Here is a 15,312-nt window from a genome sequence, read left to right as displayed (position 1 = left end):
GAAGGAAAGTGAAACATCAATTAAAAAAAGAAAATGGCTTTACCCTGATTGAAATGATGATTGTTCTCCTGGTCATTACTGTATTGCTTTTTATTGCCATACCAAATGTAGCGAAGCAAAGTAAAAACATTAATGCCAAAGGCTGTGATGCATTTATTCATATGGTGCAGGGGCAGGTACAGGCTTATCAAATTGATCATGACTCTCTGCCTTCTTCTATCGAGAAACTCGTTAGTGATGGATATTTGAGAAAGGACGAAACAACCTGTCCCGGCGGCGGAGCTATTACAATTGACGCGGAAGGAAATGTAACGGCAGGTGGTGCATAAGGAAAAGGGGTTTACCCTGCTGGAGATGATGATTGTTTTAACCATTTTTACAGCCTGCCTTGGAGCTGCACTGATTCCGCTTCGCAGCATTGCAAAGGATGTAAGTGACCAGCAATTTTTTCAGCAGGTTGAACGGGATTTGTTTTTCGCCCAAACGTACGCCGTAACTAAAAACGTAAATGTGTTTGTTCACTTTTTTGAGGATGGTGCTCATTCTTATCATATTTACACATACGAACAGTCAAGAAAAACCATAACAAAACGTGATATTCCAAAACGCTTTATGGTGGACGAAAGGAGTTTAAGCAATGTTACTTTTCTGCGGTCAGGCACAACAAGCCGATTTGGGACCGTTTATTTTACGGCAGAAGGAAAAAGCACCAAGCTTATATTTTTAATCGGAAGGGGACGGTTTTATTTTACGGAGGAATGAACAGGGAGTAACGCTCGCTGAAAGCATACTTGCACTGACAGCTTTGTTTATAGCAGCCGCTGTACTTCTGCCATTCGGCATGAAACTGCTTGAAGAAACCTCGGATCGCTGGAAGCAGCAGGAAGGAATGAGAAAGTTATATGAGGGAGCAGAATCACGGATTTTTTCAGATCCTTCCTTTTTTTCTGAATTGGCCCCATCAAGCACGATTAGCTGGCAGGAGGATAATGGAAAAACGGAGGCATGTGTGGAAACGGGAGAAAAAAAGAGGTGTATTTTCAAACAATAAAGGGTTTACGATGCTGGAAATGTTAATTGCCCTTACAGTATTTACCACCTGCGCTTTTTCTGTTCCGCTTTTATATGACAGTGCCTCTCGGATTATAAAAGACAGCAAAGCGGAAAAAATGATGGAATGGGAACTTTTCATCATTCAGCTTCGCAATGACATGCAAAGTTCGCAAAACTGGCAGCTATCCGGGCCGCAAATACAGTATTCAGCTGCCGGACCAAATGATTCAGTTGTTTCTATCAGCAGGTATAATGACAAAATCAGGCGGCAGATAAATGGAAAGGGGCATGAAGTGATGCTTCAAGATGTAAAAAGTGCTTCTTTTTCCATGGAGGGAGGGAACGTATATCTTTCCGTTACATTTTCAAATGGCAAACAGGAAATTGCGTCCATTTATTCGTTTCATAACCAGGCACCTTAATGGCCAGAACGGCATGATTTATCCTCATATTTTGCTTATTTTAATACTGGTTATGGCAGCGTCAATTTCAGCAGCAGACGCTGCCATAACAAAGTGGAAGACGGCAGACTATTTGACCGGGTATTATGAAATGCGGATTGTCGAATTGATAGCGCTTCGAGAGGTGCTGGAACAACCTCAGCCTTCTGCTTTTGTTATGGAGACAAATAAAGGAATAACCAGCGTGAATATAACAAATATATCCGAAAAAGAATGCCAGATCCGCATTACCATTACTTATAAAGAAGGTGTTTCTCAAGCTGCCTATTACTACAATGTAAAAAGCAAAACAATTACAAAGCGGGTAGAATACAACTAAGCAATCTGTTATTTATGTGAGAGATAGAAAAGGCCGCCATTAAGAACGGAAATTCGGATTACGGGCGCAAACCGGCGGATAATCGCTGCTTTTTCACGCTCAAAATGGGTGCTGGCTTCATTTTCTTGATTTTGTTCAAAAAAAGATCCAAGAAGTGCTAACTCCACTTTTTGCTTTTCAAGCGCCAATCTGGCCCACTCATGTTCTTCGGCCAGGATTTTCTGCCAGAGCTGCTTTTTCATCCTGTTCAGGCCGCTTAAGGGGGTAATGAGCGGAGAAAGCACATAATGGTAAGGAGCAATAGCAGGGCTCAAGGACAAAGAAGCTGCTTTTTCTAAAAAGCTGTCTGAAAAAGCCCCGCTGATTAAATGAAGAGCAAGCGGCACAATCTTCTCTTTTTTTCCATTTGCTTCGTAGGAAAGATGAAAATGGACAAACAGCCAGGGATGCAGCTGGACAGTAGCTGAAGATTGGTTCGTTTCATATAATTTGATAAATGAAGCTTTTCTTTGAGCATATTGAAGAAGCTGATGAAAACGAGGCGACCCGAACGTAATGTATTCTTCCTGGTGCTTGAGCGGCCGCCCGGGATCTTTCGTGAAAAATGTGATAGTAAGCGGGTCTCCGGGCTGGCCCATCTTATCTTTATAGTGCCAGTAAAAAGGCCGGTTCATTAACGAACGGTCTGCTTCCTCGGTTAATTGAACGGTTAATGAATCACTGGATTCAGCGACGATAGGGCATTCACAAGCTTGAAAAAACGAACGAAGAAAAGGCATCACTGGTGATCACTCCAATACAGCTGCAAGGTTTTGCATTTTTACTTCCCATTCTCCAACGCTTTTTGAAGTCTGGAAAGCGTCTTTTACATGTTCTTCAATCCAGTTCTGATCTAAAATGTCATCAAGTTTTCCAATAGCTGTCTGGAAAAGGTTAATTTTTTCATAAAGCAGTGAGAGCATACGATCTTCCACAGATTGTTTATAGGCCAGATGATAGATATATACATCCTGGTTTTGGCCATAGCGGTGAACACGGCCAATTCGCTGTTCCAGCTTCATTGGATTCCAGGGCAGATCAAAGTTAATAACATGCCGGCAAAACTGCAGATTCAGCCCTTCGCTGCCGGCTTCTGTTGCAATTAATACCTGAGCCGGTCCTTTAAAAAGCTCGATCATCCAATCTTTTTTTCCTTTTTTAAAGTTTCCCTGGAACGATACTGAAGGAATATCGTTTGATCGAAAAAATAATTCCAGATACTGCTGTGTAGCGCGATACTGCGTGAAAATAAGCACTTTTTCGTTTAGCTTCTTTACAATTTCCAATGATTTTTCCGCTTTGGAATTACGTTTAATAGAATGTGCAAGTGCAGCAGTGTCCGTTTCATTAAACCCTTCTTTTTTCATCAGTGTTGCCAGGGCGGCATATTTACTGCTGCATGCTTCCCGCTGCAGAGTCAGCAATGTAATAGCGTCCGGAAGGCAGCCTGGAAGTGATTCATAAAAATCTTTTTCCTCTTTGGTCGGCGTGATGCGAATGGTTTCCACGAATCGTTTAATAGGCTGTTTTTCTATGTCTGTTCGAATATTTCGGATCATCACCTGCCTGAGCAGAGCATGAAAAGCTTCCCGGTTTTGCACTGACCGCTTGCCTTCTTTAAATTGTGACTGGAAATACCCGCTATTGCCAAACAATCCCGGCTTTAACAGAGAAACAAGATGAAATAATTCATCCGCATTATTTTGAATAGGAGTGGCGGTCAGCAGTAAGCAATAGGTTTTGTTTAAGCTGCTTACAAACTGGTGGTTTTTTGTCGCCGGGTTTTTTAAACGGTGGGCTTCATCAATAATGACCATATCGAACAGTGTATCGGAAAAAACATCAGCAAACTTTGGCTGCTTCGCTGAATCGATTGAGGCGATTTGAACTCCATTCCATGACCAATCGGGCTTTTTTCGCTGGACTAAAGCGTAAATTTGAAACTTCTCGCGCAATTCTTTTGCCCACTGGCTCACAAGAGACGCGGGTGCTAAAATAAGTACACGGGAAACGAGCCCTCGAAGCATATATTCTTTTAAAATAAGGCCCGCTTCAATGGTTTTTCCAAGGCCCACCTCATCGGCCAGAATGGCGGTGCCATTCATTTCTTCCATGACCTTTTGAGCTGTTTCAATTTGGTGGGGAAGAAACTGAATATGCGGAAGAAACTCGGGCGCCAGCAAGCCTTTGAAACTGGAAGGGAGAATCTGTTTTTTTGTTTCCGCCGCTAACTTAAAGAGAGGCCAGCTGCCTGGAGAAGACGCATTTTGCAAATTTTTCTCAAGGGCAGTTTCCCATGAATCATCATATATAATAGCAGGCTTCATTTAACTTAAGCCTCCTTATATTTAATATTCTGCATCTAGTCTGTCCCTGAAGAGAAAAAGGAATACATGAAAATGCAAATAAAAAAACAGTTCTGCCCAAGCAGAACTGTTTTTTTATTTTGTTTTCACTTTTCCTGTCCATTTTTTAAATCCGCCCTGCAGATGATGGATATCGCGGTATCCTTTTCTATAAAGCATCTGCGCTGCCCGGCCGCTGCGAAGACCGCTCTGGCAATATAAATAAACAGGCTTGTCTGGGCGAATTTCTTTCATGCGCTGTTTCATTTGTGTCACAGGAATATTGCGGGCGCCTAAAATATGGCCGCCATTATATTCATTCGGCTCGCGCACATCAATAAGCTGCGCTTTCCGGTATCCTTTTATAAATTCTTCCTGGCTGAGCGGTTTTACTGCCCGCTTTTGAGAAAAATACATGAAAATTGCGTACAAAATAATGGCACCAAGTATTATGGCGATTGAATAAAGCAACGGCGTGTTCCCCTTTCGAATAAACTGCTTCTTTCATTATAGCTATATGATTATCAGATGAAAAGAAAATTCTCTTCAAAAAAAGAAGCATGTTCGCCTTTGATTTTCCGGTTGGATTTGATAGACTAGTTGAGGGAATTTACAACGAAAAGAAGGCGTATATCATGACGAAAGAAACGTGGGCTTTTTTCGATACAGGAAATCAAAGTGCAGCTTATAATATGGCAGTCGATGAGGCTCTATTAGAATGGCACAGCCGGGGCGCTATTCCGCCCGTTGTCCGTTTTTATGGATGGGAACCGGCAGCCCTGTCTATTGGGTACTTCCAAAAAGCAGAAAAGGAAGTGGACTTTGAGACGGTTAAAAAGCTGGGGCTTGGTTTTGTCCGCCGCCCAACCGGCGGCAGGGGAGTACTGCATGATCAGGAATTAACTTACAGCGTGATCGTCAGCGAGGAGCATCCGGAAATGCCGGCGGGTGTGACAGAAGCTTACAGAGTGATTTCCGAAGGAGTGCTGCAGGGCTTCAGAACTCTTGGGCTGGCTGCAGAGTTTGCTGTTCCGCGAACAGAAGAAGAGAAAGCCAGTTTAAAAAATCCGCGTTCAAGTGTATGTTTTGATGCACCAAGCTGGTATGAACTTGTTGTAGAAGGAAGAAAAGTAGCCGGCAGTGCCCAAACACGACAAAAAGGTGTTATTTTACAGCATGGCTCCATTCTGCTTGATATCGATGAAGACAAGCTGTTCAGCCTGTTCCATTATCCGAGTGACCGGGTAAAGGACCGAATGAAGCGCGCATTTAGGGATAAAGCGGTGGCTATTAATGCATTGCGCCCTGAACGAGTGACACTTGACGAAGCAAGAACTGCTTTTAAAAAGGGCTTTGAAGACGGATTAAATATTCATTTTGAGCCGCTGGTTTTAACGGGTGAACAAAAAAGCCAGATTGCGAAAATTCAGCGTGAACGATATGAAAGTGATGAATGGAATTTTCGGAGATAAGGAAAATATTCTGCGGCGAAAATAAATTTTTTTGTCTGCGCAAGCCGAAATGTAAGGCTTTTTTACGTTTTAGGCCAAGGGCGGCCGCTTGACAAACAGAATAAACTAACTCAATATATAGATTATAAATTAGAAAACAAACACAATATATTGTGTTTGTTTTCGTTTTTCCTTAACAGAATATTAAAGGAGTTGTTTCCATGTCCGTTACATCCACACAGCATATGTCGCTTAATGTCGACAGCTTAAACAAGGACATCAGTATTTTTCCACAGGTTTTCCCTGTTACCCCGGAAATGAACATTACACACAAAGGCGTCTCCCGTCTTGTCATGATTGACCGGTACTCGTTTAAAGACACAGAAAAAATTACATTATCCGAAGGCGATTTTGTCGTTTTAACGATCAAAGAAGATCCAAAGTTTCCGGCGCGCGGAACAGGCTTCGTCGTATCACTGGATCGCGAAGCAAAAAAAGCCTCCATTCTTATTGATGAAGAATACCGCAGCGCAATCGATGATCCGAAAGAAGCGGAAACCGGCATCGTCCAGCGGACACTTGATGTTATTGAAAAACCGCTTGAAGTATTTTATGAGCAGATTGCCAAACGGAACGCTGCTGGTCTTTCAGCTGTCGAAAAAACAGCAGAAAAGAAAAAAGAATGGTTCGACAAGTTTTATCATGAACTAGTGAATTTGAACTTTATTCCTGCTGGCCGGGTATTATACGGGGCTGGTGCAGACACGGATGTAACATACTTCAATTGCTATGTAATGCCGTTTGTGGCAGATTCACGTGAAGGGATTTCTGAGCACCGCAAGCAGGTTATGGAGATCATGAGCCGCGGCGGCGGTGTCGGCACGAACGGCTCCACTCTTCGTCCCCGCAATACGCTTGCACGGGGTGTAAATGGAAAATCATCTGGATCTGTATCATGGCTTGATGACATTGCGAAGCTGACCCATCTTGTTGAGCAGGGCGGCTCAAGGCGCGGTGCTCAGATGATTATGTTGGCAGACTGGCATCCAGATATTGTTGAATTTATTATTTCAAAAATGCAGAACCCGCGTATTTTGCGCTACCTTCTTGAAAATACAGAAGATGAACAAATTAAAAAAGCGGCGAAGGATAAATTGAATTTCAAGCCGCTGACAGAGCGTGAAGAACAAATGCATCAGGGTGTGGTCAACTACAAAAACATTCCTGGCTACGGCGGCTTCAGCCCTGAAATTATTAAAGAAGCGGAAGAGAAGCTTCGGACTGGCGGTACTTACAGCGTCCATAATCCTGAATTTTTAACAGGTGCTAACATTTCAATCTGTTTAACAAAAGAATTTATGGAAGCTGTCGAAAACGATACTGAATATGAGCTTCGTTTCCCGGCAGTAGAAAAATACAATAAAGAAGAAATGGCACATTATAACGAAAACTGGCATAAAGTCGGCGATGTCCGCGAATGGCAGCGCCAGGGGCATGAAGTGCGCACATACCGTAAAATCAAAGCGCGTGAATTGTGGAATTTAATTAACGTTTGTGCAACATACTCAGCGGAGCCGGGCATTTTCTTTATCGACAATGCTAACGACATGACCAACGCAAAAGCATACGGCCAGCAGGTTGTCGCAACAAATCCATGTGGCGAGCAGCCCCTTGCACCATTTTCTGTCTGCAATCTTGCAGCTGTAAACCTTGCCGAGATGGCAGATAAAGAAACAAAAACTGTAAACTTCGAGAAGCTGAAAGAAACAGTTCGCACCGGCGTACGGATGCAGGACAATGTTATTGATGCTACACCGTACTTCCTGGAAGAAAACAAAAAGCAGGCACTTGGTGAACGCCGCGTTGGTCTTGGCGTAATGGGTCTTGCAGATTTATTAATTTACTGTGAGAAAGAATATGGATCTGCAGAAGGCAACAAGCTGGTTGATGAAGTATTTGAAGTGATCGCTGTAACAGCATATGAAACGTCTGTTGAACTGGCGGAGGAAAAAGGCAGCTTCCCATTCCTTGAAGGAGAAACGCCGGAAGAAACAGGCCGTCTGCGCAACGCGTTTATTAACACAGGCTATATGAAAAAAATGCCAGAGCATGTTCGAGAAGCGATCACGGCCAATGGCATCCGCAACTCTCACTTGTTGACGGTTGCTCCAACGGGCTCTACCGGAACGATGGTTGGCGTCTCGACGGGTCTTGAGCCGTACTTCTCATTCACATACTACCGCAGCGGACGCCTCGGTAAATTTATTGAAGTAAAAGCGGATATTGTAAAGGATTATTTAGAGCGCAATCAGGAAGCAGATCCCGATCAGCTTCCTGACTATTTCGTAACGGCAATGAGTCTTGCACCGGAAGCACATGCGGACGTTCAGTGTGTGATTCAGCGCTGGATTGACAGCTCCATTTCAAAAACTGTTAATGCACCGCGCGGATACACGGTTGAACAGGTGCAAAGCGTGTACGAGCGTCTTTATAAAGGCGGTGCAAAAGGCGGAACGGTTTACGTTGATGGAAGCCGTGATTCCCAGGTTCTAACGCTGAAAGCAGAAGAAAATAACTGGGATGAAGAGGAAAAGCAGGCACCGAAAGAGCATGAAAACCATGTTGTGTTAATTGATACGATTCAAGATCTTCGTTCAACGGACGTAACAATCGGCAGCGAGGTTGGCAATACGTGTCCGGTCTGCCGCAAAGGAACCGTAGAAGAGCTTGGAGGATGCAATACCTGCACAAACTGCGGCGCCCAGCTGAAATGCGGATTGTAAGAAAAAGCAACTGAATAAAAAGAAGCCGTCTCTCGATAAGGAGACGGCTCTTTTTTATTTATCGGGCCAGATTCGGCCTCTAAAAAACTCTGCCGCTTTGTGCGGCAGAGTTATTCAGAAGAAGCGCGTGAACCCCGTTTGCCTTTGTTGCCTTCAATAACAGTTAGATGGGTTGCTTTTTTACGACGGGCTGATTTCTTTTTTGGCTTAGCTGTAAAAGAAACCGAATGTGATGGTTTTTTCGTATTCGATTTAGCAGTCTGGCGTTTTTTAGACTGCTTCACCGCTTTTGAATATGCGCGGTCTTCCCTACGGTTAACGCCTCCGCCACGGTTTCTCATAAAAAGCCGGAGCAGAAACATAACAACTGCGACGGTAATGACGGCGAATACAATTTGTTGCACGAGCTGCCCGGGAGAGGTGATCATCATAGACACGAGACCAATGGCAGCGAGCGCAGCGATGACAGAAACAACGACAGTACGAACATTCATTAAAGCCACCTCCCGGTAAGTATTGTTACTTACATATTAGACAATTTCGTCTGCTTTTAATCCTTTTTCGGCACTTTCTTCAATGGAAATTAATTTTTCGAAAGAAGCAATGGCGACCTCTACCTGCTCATCCGACGGTTCTTTTGTTGTTAAAAGCTGCAGCCAGAGTCCGGGGTAACCGAGCCATTTAAGTACCGGAACATCTCGGACTTTGTTTGTTAACTGCAATACTTCAAACGAGATACCGAGAACTACCGGAATGAGTGCCAGCCGATTGAGCACCCGTACATAGAATGGCTCAAGAGGCACAAGCATATACACAAAAATACCGACCACAACCGTAAACAAAATAAAGCTGGACCCGCAGCGATAGTGAAGCCGGGAAGAGGCCTGCACGTTTTCAACATTCAGGGGAAGGCCGCTTTCATAGGCATTGATTACTTTGTGCTCCGCTCCATGATACTGGAATACCCGCTTAATAAGAGGTGTCATGGAAAGAACATAAATATAGATAAGCAGCAGAACCAGTTTGAAAAATCCTTCAATTAAAATTTGGGACATGTCGCTTGAAAAAACAGGGCGGGTCAGTTCGGCTAAACCTACCGGGACAAGAGTGAAAATAAATTTACCGAATAGGAAAGACATAATTCCAACGAGAGCAGCGCCAAATAGGAGAGTTAGTTTTGATGGCTCTTCTGCTTGTGCTGCTTCTTCGCCTGGGTTTACGTCATATCGGTCATTTGCAAAATTTAAGTGTCTGGATCCTGTTGCGGCAGCATCTAAAATAGCAACTATTCCCCGAAGAAAGGGAATTTTTTTTAACGTTTGCAGGGCGGGGCGCACTGTGCGCGGCAGGTGAAAGTATTCAATTGACCCGTCATTTCGGCGTACCGCTGTCACGGTATGCTTTTTACCGCCAAACATAACACCTTCTACAACGGCCTGGCCGCCATATACAGGCTTTTCCATACTCATTCATCAGTTCCTTCTTTCATTCATCCTTGGACAGGACAGGTAGTAATCATATTTTAGCGGTAATCCGGCTAAAATAAAAGCGAGACTTGTTCAGGGGAGGAAAGAAGATGAGCAGTAAAGATGTTTCTAAACATTCTGACTATTTTAACCGCAGCATTTTTGAAACAGGTGTTGCAGCCGGGCTGCTGCTTTTGCTGTTTAGCTGGCTTGCTTATACCTTTAATTTTATAAATTGGAACCCAATATCGCTTTTGTCCACAGTTTCACTATCGGTTATGGTAAAATATGGGGTCGCGGCTTTGTTGATTGTGGTTATTTCCAGCGTGCTCTCCTTATTATACTATGCATTGCTCCGGAAAAGAAAGCCTCTACCTTCCGGAATCATCATCACAGTGCTCCTTTTTAGTATAGGTTTTTTTTCCGGGGACCGGACTCCGCTTCATTTAATTACTGTTTTCGCTCTTTTGCTCGGCTACTGTTTATTTATTAGTATGACAATTTCCTGGCATCATGAGCAGGAGAAGTAGTCAGCCGCCGATAAAATATGGTAAACTTATCGGTAAAATGAATAAGCGGGGAATAGCTGATGAAAAGAATTTTGCTTATGAATGGGGCAAACCTGAACAGGCTTGGCAAGCGCGAGCCGCATATTTACGGGTATACGACGCTTGCGGAGCTTGAAGACCGTATTATCAGGCGCGGAGAACAAGCTGGAGCAGAAGTGATTACCTTTCAGTCGAACTTCGAAGGAGAGCTGGTTGAAAGGCTTCATCTGGCTGAAGATGAAGGGCTTGATGGCATTATTTTTAATCCCGGAGCTTTTACTCATTACAGCCATGCGCTTGGTGATGCTGTGGCAGGCATAAAAGTACCGGTTGTTGAAGTACATATTTCCAATATCCATGCCCGCGAAGAATTTCGCCATCATTCTGTTATTGCGCCTCATGCTGCAGGGCAGATGTGCGGATTTGGGCTGTATGGCTATGAAATGGCATTGGACTTTTTTACAAATAAGGAGAGCTGAAAATGAGCAAAGTTGAAAAATTGCGTTCACAACTGAGCGAAAAAGGATTAGACGGCCTTTTTATTATGAGTCCATACAATCGCCGATATATAAGCGGATTTACTGGAACAGCAGGCGCTGTGCTTGTAACAGCGGAAGCTGCCGTCTTTTTAACCGATTTCCGTTATACGGAGCAGGCGGCTGCGCAGGCAGAAGGCTTTACTATTATCGAGCATACAAAACCGCTCCTTGAAGAAGCGATGAAGCAGGCTGAAGAGCTGGGTGTAAACACACTGGGCTTTGAAAAAGAGTATGTTTCATATCAGGAGTTTGAATTGCTTCAGAAGTATTTTAACGGCAAGCTTGAGCCGGCAGCAGGGATTGTTGAAAACTTGCGCTTGATTAAGACCGAATCAGAGATTAAGATATTAAAGGAAGCGTGTGACATTGCAGATGCAGCGTTTAAACATATTCTTGATTTTCTAAAGCCGGGAGCTAAAGAAATCGATGTGTCAAATGAGCTTGAATTTTTTATGAGAAAATGCGGTGCAGCTTCTTCTTCCTTTGATATTATCGTCGCTTCGGGTGCCCGCTCTGCTTTGCCGCATGGTGTAGCCAGCGGAAAACAAATTGAATCCGGCGACTTTGTGACACTTGATTTTGGCGCGTATTATAAAGGTTATGCGTCAGACATTACGCGCACCGTTGCAGTAGGTGAACCGTCAGACCGGTTAAAGGAAATATATGCGGTCGTTTTAGAAGCCCAGATGGCAGCTGTAGAGCAAATCAAGCCGGGTATGACAGGAAAAGAAGCAGACGCTGTAGCGCGGGATATCATTTCAGCAAAAGGGTATGGTGATGCGTTCGGCCACTCAACCGGCCATGGCCTTGGCCTGGAAGTGCATGAAAGTCCAAGACTTTCCGTTTCTTACGACAAGCTGCTCAAGCCGGGCATGGTTGTCACAGTAGAGCCGGGTATTTATTTGCCGGGCATTGGCGGTGTTCGAATTGAAGATGATATACTGCTTACGGATAACGGAAATGAACTGCTCACACATTCTGCTAAAGAACTTATTATTTTGTAAAAACCCCAGGAGGATCACAGATGATTTCAGTAAATGACTTTCGTACAGGCTTGACAATTGAAGTAGACAACGGCATTTGGCGCGTTGTAGACTTCCAGCACGTAAAACCGGGGAAAGGAGCGGCTTTTGTACGCTCTAAGCTTCGCAATCTTCGGACGGGAGCAATTCAGGAAAAAACGTTCCGTGCTGGTGAAAAAGTAGAAAAAGCGCAAATCGACAACCGCCGTATGCAATATTTGTATGCCAATGGTGATCAGCACGTATTTATGGATAATGAATCTTATGAGCAAATTGAGATTCCGGCTTCACAAATTGAATATGAATTAAAATTCTTGAAAGAAAACATGGAAGTATCCATTATGATGTTTGGAACAGAAACACTCGGTGTTGAGCTTCCGAACACAGTGGAATTGAAAGTAACTGAAACAGAACCTGGTATTAAGGGCGATACAGCATCAGGCGGTACAAAACCGGCAATTGTAGAAACAGGCCTTTCTGTTAACGTTCCGTTCTTTGTAAATGAAGGGGATGTATTAATTGTGAATACATCAGACGGTTCATACGTATCACGTGCATAATTCATTTGGGTGTACCCTCACAGGTGCACCCTTTTTATTTGCGTTCCGGCCTGCTTGTCCGTACGATAAAGGGAGAGAAGCAGAAAGAAGGTCGATTGTATTGAATTTGAAAGAGAAAATAGAGAAGCTTATCCCCGTGTTTCAATCCAGGGAGCCAGAGCTTGACGAGCTGCATTCATTTCCGTTTGACAACATAAACGACTTAAAAGAAATTGGCTACACAAAAGCAATGCTTCCGCAAAATGGCGGTATGTCCTTTGTGGATTTTGTGCAGCATCAGGAACTGATTGCAAAAGGCTGCGGTGCAACAGGACTGTCGATTGGATGGCACACCGGCATCCTGATGGACTACGCGGAACACCGGCACTGGAACCCGGCTATTGCGGATTTTTTAGTAGAAGAAATAGAAAAAGGGAAGCTGGTTAACTCCGCAGCCAGCGAGCGCAATGCCGGAAGTCCGCTTCGCGGTGCGGCTTTCAGGACAAATGCTGTGCGGGAGGGCCGGGAATACATTTTAAATGGTGAAAAAACCTTTACTTCCGCTGCACCGGTTCTTGACTATGTGTTTGTATCCGCATCGATCAGCGGCACACAGGAATCAGCTGTATTCCTTGTTCCGATGTCGGCAGAAGGCGTATCGATCCGAAAAACATGGGATAGTGTCGCCATGCGCGGGACAGCCAGTCATGATCTTCTTCTTGAAAATGTAAAAATTCCGGCTGAGTATATAGTAGAGCAAATTGACAATTCCCAGCGGCTTCGCCGGAAAGGCTCCCTTCTTCATATCCCTGCCTGCTATATCGGAATAGCTGGAGCCGCCCGCGATTATGCGGTTCAGTTTGCTGCTTCTTATACACCGGCAGCACTGGATCATCCTATTGGCGAATTGCCTGTCACAGAGCAGACGATTGGGCAAATGGAAATGAAGCTGATGGCTGCCCGGCAATTTTTGTATCGGACGGCCGAGCTTTACGACCGGAAGCCCGATGAACCGATTAAGCCGCAAATGGCTGCCGCCAAAGCATTTGTTACGAACACAGCGATTGAGGTAACCGATATCGCTATGCGGATTGTCGGCGCCAGAAGTTTATCGGAGAAAAACCCCCTGCACCGCTACTGGCAAAATGTGCGTGCCGGGCTTCACAACCCTCCAATGGACGACATTGCTTATCGAACTCTCGCTCAAGAAGCGATAAAAACGAGCCGTTCATAAACCATTAAACTGTTATGGAAAAACCGCTAAATTATTTGGCGGTTTTTTTCATGGATAAAGTACTTCTTTGGTTCATACAATGTGGAAAGAGCGGAAGGAGGCGGCGGATTGCCCTATAAAACCATTATACCCTATTTACCCGAATCGACCTTGCATGCTGTCAGTCCTCTTTTGAAAAACGATCCGGAGATTGAAGAAATCCGGCTTCGAACCGGCCAGAGAATTGAACTTTCGGGGCCAAAACCTTATGTATTATCCACTTTTTTTTCTGAACAGGAACGAGCTGCTTTTGTTCATAAAATTACAAAGCATTCTGTTTATCGGCTTGAAGAACAGCTGAGGCGGGGATACTTGACGATTGAAGGAGGACATCGAATCGGTATTGCAGGACAAGCTGTTATAAAAGAGGGAGTTATTGCATCGATGACGAATTTATCGTTTTTTAACATTCGGATTGCCAGAGAGAAAAAAGGGGCAGCACTCCGGCTTTTGCCATCTCTTTTTCAAAATGGATGGAAAAGTGCATTGTTAATTGGACCGCCAAGGTCTGGGAAAACCACACTGCTGCGTGATATTGCCCGAATTGCCGGTACGGGGGATGAAAAGCGGGGTATTGCTCCGGTAAAGGCATGTATCGTCGATGAACGCTCTGAAATCGCAGGCTGCCTGTCTGGTGTTCCCCAGCTGGATGTCGGCACAAGAACAGATGTATTAGATGCATGCCCCAAGTCGGAGGGAATGATGATGATGATCCGGTCGATGAGCCCGGATGTACTGATTGTCGATGAAATTGGCCGCGCCGAGGATGCGCAGGCTCTTTCTGAAGCTTTAAACGCTGGCATCGCAGTAATTGCAACCGTTCACGCTCACTCTTTTAAAGAAGCGCTTCGCCGGCCGGTTATCCGTCACATAAAAGAAAGCGGCTTGTTTGACACATATATTGAGGTGAACCGCGAGCACCATCTGACTATTTTAAAACGTGAAAGCCAAGTGATCTGATGAAGTGGCTCGGAGCAGTGTTTATTCTGATTGCCAGTGTATTTATTGGCTGGTCTCAATCAAGAGTGTACGGGGAGCGAGTCAGACAGATCCGCCAGTTTGAAACAGCTTTCCTTATGCTCGAATCGTCCATTGCCTATGGAGCCGAATCGATGGAAACCGCAGCACGCTCTATCGCGAAATCAATTGAAAAACCAGCAAATGCTGCATTTCATCAGTTTGCCGAAGCATTATCCGCATCTGAAGAAAGTGCCGGCCAGCTTTGGACAGAGATTATCTGGCAGGAGGCAGGCCAGCTGGCATTAAAAAAAAGAGATGTGCAAATCGTTGAGCAGGCAGGCTGTATGCTGGGAGCTGTTACTCAGGCTGCAGAAGCAAGAAAGCTGCAGCTGGTATTAAAACAGCTTGAAAAGCAGCGTGAAGAAGCTGCAGCTGAAGAAAAGCGGCTTTCTGGAATGATCCGGTCAATCAGCCTGCTTTTTGGCATGATGACAGCGATTTTGCTTTTATAGGG

Annotated in this window: 18 protein-coding genes; 13 read left to right on the top strand and 5 right to left on the bottom strand. The window is 44.5% G+C overall.

Annotation, left to right across the window (positions count from 1 at the left end; all coding sequences use genetic code 11):
* Positions 1 to 8: 8 nt before the first annotated feature.
* The 4 genes from comGC (at position 9) to VP98_RS03120 (ending at position 1,833) form a co-directional block, all read left to right on the top strand.
* Complete coding sequence (comGC, locus tag VP98_RS03140; RefSeq protein WP_082087804.1) at positions 9 to 329, top strand: competence type IV pilus major pilin ComGC; 321 nt, start codon at positions 9 to 11, stop codon at positions 327 to 329.
* Positions 319 to 762 carry a competence type IV pilus minor pilin ComGD gene (gene comGD / locus VP98_RS03135; protein ID WP_046173822.1) on the top strand — a complete coding sequence of 148 codons (444 nt, stop codon included), beginning with the start codon at positions 319 to 321 and terminating at the stop codon, positions 760 to 762. Before comGC ends, comGD begins: the two co-directional genes overlap by 11 nt.
* A gap of 227 nt (positions 763 to 989) precedes the next feature.
* Positions 990 to 1,475 (top strand): competence type IV pilus minor pilin ComGF, encoded by a 486-nt coding sequence (gene comGF, locus VP98_RS03125; RefSeq protein ID WP_197076552.1) that lies wholly within the window; start codon positions 990 to 992, stop codon positions 1,473 to 1,475.
* Positions 1,476 to 1,488: 13 nt separating this feature from the next.
* Positions 1,489 to 1,833: a hypothetical protein gene (locus tag VP98_RS03120; protein WP_046173819.1), complete on the top strand. Its 345-nt coding sequence runs from the start codon at positions 1,489 to 1,491 to the stop codon at positions 1,831 to 1,833.
* Between the two features lie 8 nt (positions 1,834 to 1,841).
* On the opposite strand, the gene VP98_RS03115 is transcribed toward VP98_RS03120, so the two are convergent.
* The 3 genes from VP98_RS03115 to VP98_RS03105 form a co-directional block, all read right to left on the bottom strand.
* On the bottom strand, positions 1,842 to 2,612 hold the full coding sequence (locus VP98_RS03115) for a YqhG family protein (RefSeq protein WP_046174135.1): 771 nt from the start codon (positions 2,610 to 2,612) through the stop codon (positions 1,842 to 1,844).
* Between the two features lie 9 nt (positions 2,613 to 2,621).
* The gene (locus VP98_RS03110) at positions 2,622 to 4,199 is read right to left on the bottom strand and encodes a DEAD/DEAH box helicase (RefSeq protein ID WP_046173818.1); all 1,578 of its coding nucleotides are present in this window, start codon (positions 4,197 to 4,199) and stop codon (positions 2,622 to 2,624) included.
* A gap of 114 nt (positions 4,200 to 4,313) precedes the next feature.
* Entirely contained in the window at positions 4,314 to 4,634 is a 321-nt protein-coding gene (locus tag VP98_RS03105; protein ID WP_046174134.1) for a rhodanese-like domain-containing protein, read from the bottom strand.
* A gap of 218 nt (positions 4,635 to 4,852) precedes the next feature.
* Here VP98_RS03105 and VP98_RS03100 point away from each other — a divergent pair, with 218 nt between their 5' ends.
* Positions 4,853 to 5,689 carry a lipoate--protein ligase family protein gene (locus VP98_RS03100; RefSeq protein ID WP_046173817.1) on the top strand — a complete coding sequence of 279 codons (837 nt, stop codon included), beginning with the start codon at positions 4,853 to 4,855 and terminating at the stop codon, positions 5,687 to 5,689.
* 200 nt (positions 5,690 to 5,889) lie between these two features.
* Positions 5,890 to 8,451 (top strand): vitamin B12-dependent ribonucleotide reductase, encoded by a 2,562-nt coding sequence (locus tag VP98_RS03095; protein WP_046173816.1) that lies wholly within the window; start codon positions 5,890 to 5,892, stop codon positions 8,449 to 8,451.
* A 110-nt stretch (positions 8,452 to 8,561) separates the two neighbouring features.
* Here the strand turns inward: VP98_RS03095 and VP98_RS03090 are convergent, their stop codons facing one another.
* The gene (locus VP98_RS03090; RefSeq protein WP_052712112.1) at positions 8,562 to 8,945 is read right to left on the bottom strand and encodes an SA1362 family protein; all 384 of its coding nucleotides are present in this window, start codon (positions 8,943 to 8,945) and stop codon (positions 8,562 to 8,564) included.
* A gap of 36 nt (positions 8,946 to 8,981) precedes the next feature.
* Complete coding sequence (locus tag VP98_RS03085) at positions 8,982 to 9,914, bottom strand: DUF1385 domain-containing protein (RefSeq protein ID WP_407919199.1); 933 nt, start codon at positions 9,912 to 9,914, stop codon at positions 8,982 to 8,984.
* 113 nt (positions 9,915 to 10,027) lie between these two features.
* Here VP98_RS03085 and VP98_RS03080 point away from each other — a divergent pair, with 113 nt between their 5' ends.
* The 7 genes from VP98_RS03080 to VP98_RS03050 all read left to right on the top strand — a co-directional run bounded on the left by VP98_RS03080 (position 10,028) and on the right by VP98_RS03050 (position 15,310).
* Positions 10,028 to 10,447, top strand: coding sequence for a hypothetical protein (locus VP98_RS03080; RefSeq protein WP_046173814.1), 420 nt, complete (start codon positions 10,028 to 10,030; stop codon positions 10,445 to 10,447).
* A 59-nt stretch (positions 10,448 to 10,506) separates the two neighbouring features.
* Positions 10,507 to 10,944, top strand: a complete 438-nt coding sequence (aroQ, locus tag VP98_RS03075; RefSeq protein ID WP_046173813.1) for a type II 3-dehydroquinate dehydratase — start codon at positions 10,507 to 10,509, stop codon at positions 10,942 to 10,944.
* Between the two features lie 2 nt (positions 10,945 to 10,946).
* Entirely contained in the window at positions 10,947 to 12,008 is a 1,062-nt protein-coding gene (locus tag VP98_RS03070) for a M24 family metallopeptidase (protein ID WP_046173812.1), read from the top strand.
* A 20-nt stretch (positions 12,009 to 12,028) separates the two neighbouring features.
* On the top strand, positions 12,029 to 12,586 hold the full coding sequence (gene efp, locus VP98_RS03065; protein WP_046173811.1) for an elongation factor P: 558 nt from the start codon (positions 12,029 to 12,031) through the stop codon (positions 12,584 to 12,586).
* Positions 12,587 to 12,686: 100 nt separating this feature from the next.
* A complete protein-coding gene (locus VP98_RS03060) occupies positions 12,687 to 13,799 on the top strand; it encodes an acyl-CoA dehydrogenase family protein (RefSeq protein ID WP_046173810.1) in 1,113 nt (370 codons plus the stop codon).
* Positions 13,800 to 13,907: 108 nt separating this feature from the next.
* A complete protein-coding gene (gene spoIIIAA / locus VP98_RS03055) occupies positions 13,908 to 14,798 on the top strand; it encodes a stage III sporulation protein AA (protein WP_046173809.1) in 891 nt (296 codons plus the stop codon).
* Positions 14,798 to 15,310, top strand: a complete 513-nt coding sequence (locus VP98_RS03050; protein ID WP_046173808.1) for a hypothetical protein — start codon at positions 14,798 to 14,800, stop codon at positions 15,308 to 15,310. Before spoIIIAA ends, VP98_RS03050 begins: the two co-directional genes overlap by 1 nt.
* Positions 15,311 to 15,312: the final 2 nt, after the last annotated feature.

Origin of the sequence: Domibacillus indicus, from assembly GCF_000970685.1 — a bacterium.
GTDB classification, from domain to species: Bacteria; Bacillota; Bacilli; order Bacillales; family Domibacillaceae; genus Domibacillus; species Domibacillus indicus.
Note: the sequence above shows the minus strand (reverse complement) of the source record. Positions and strands in the feature narration are given on the sequence as shown.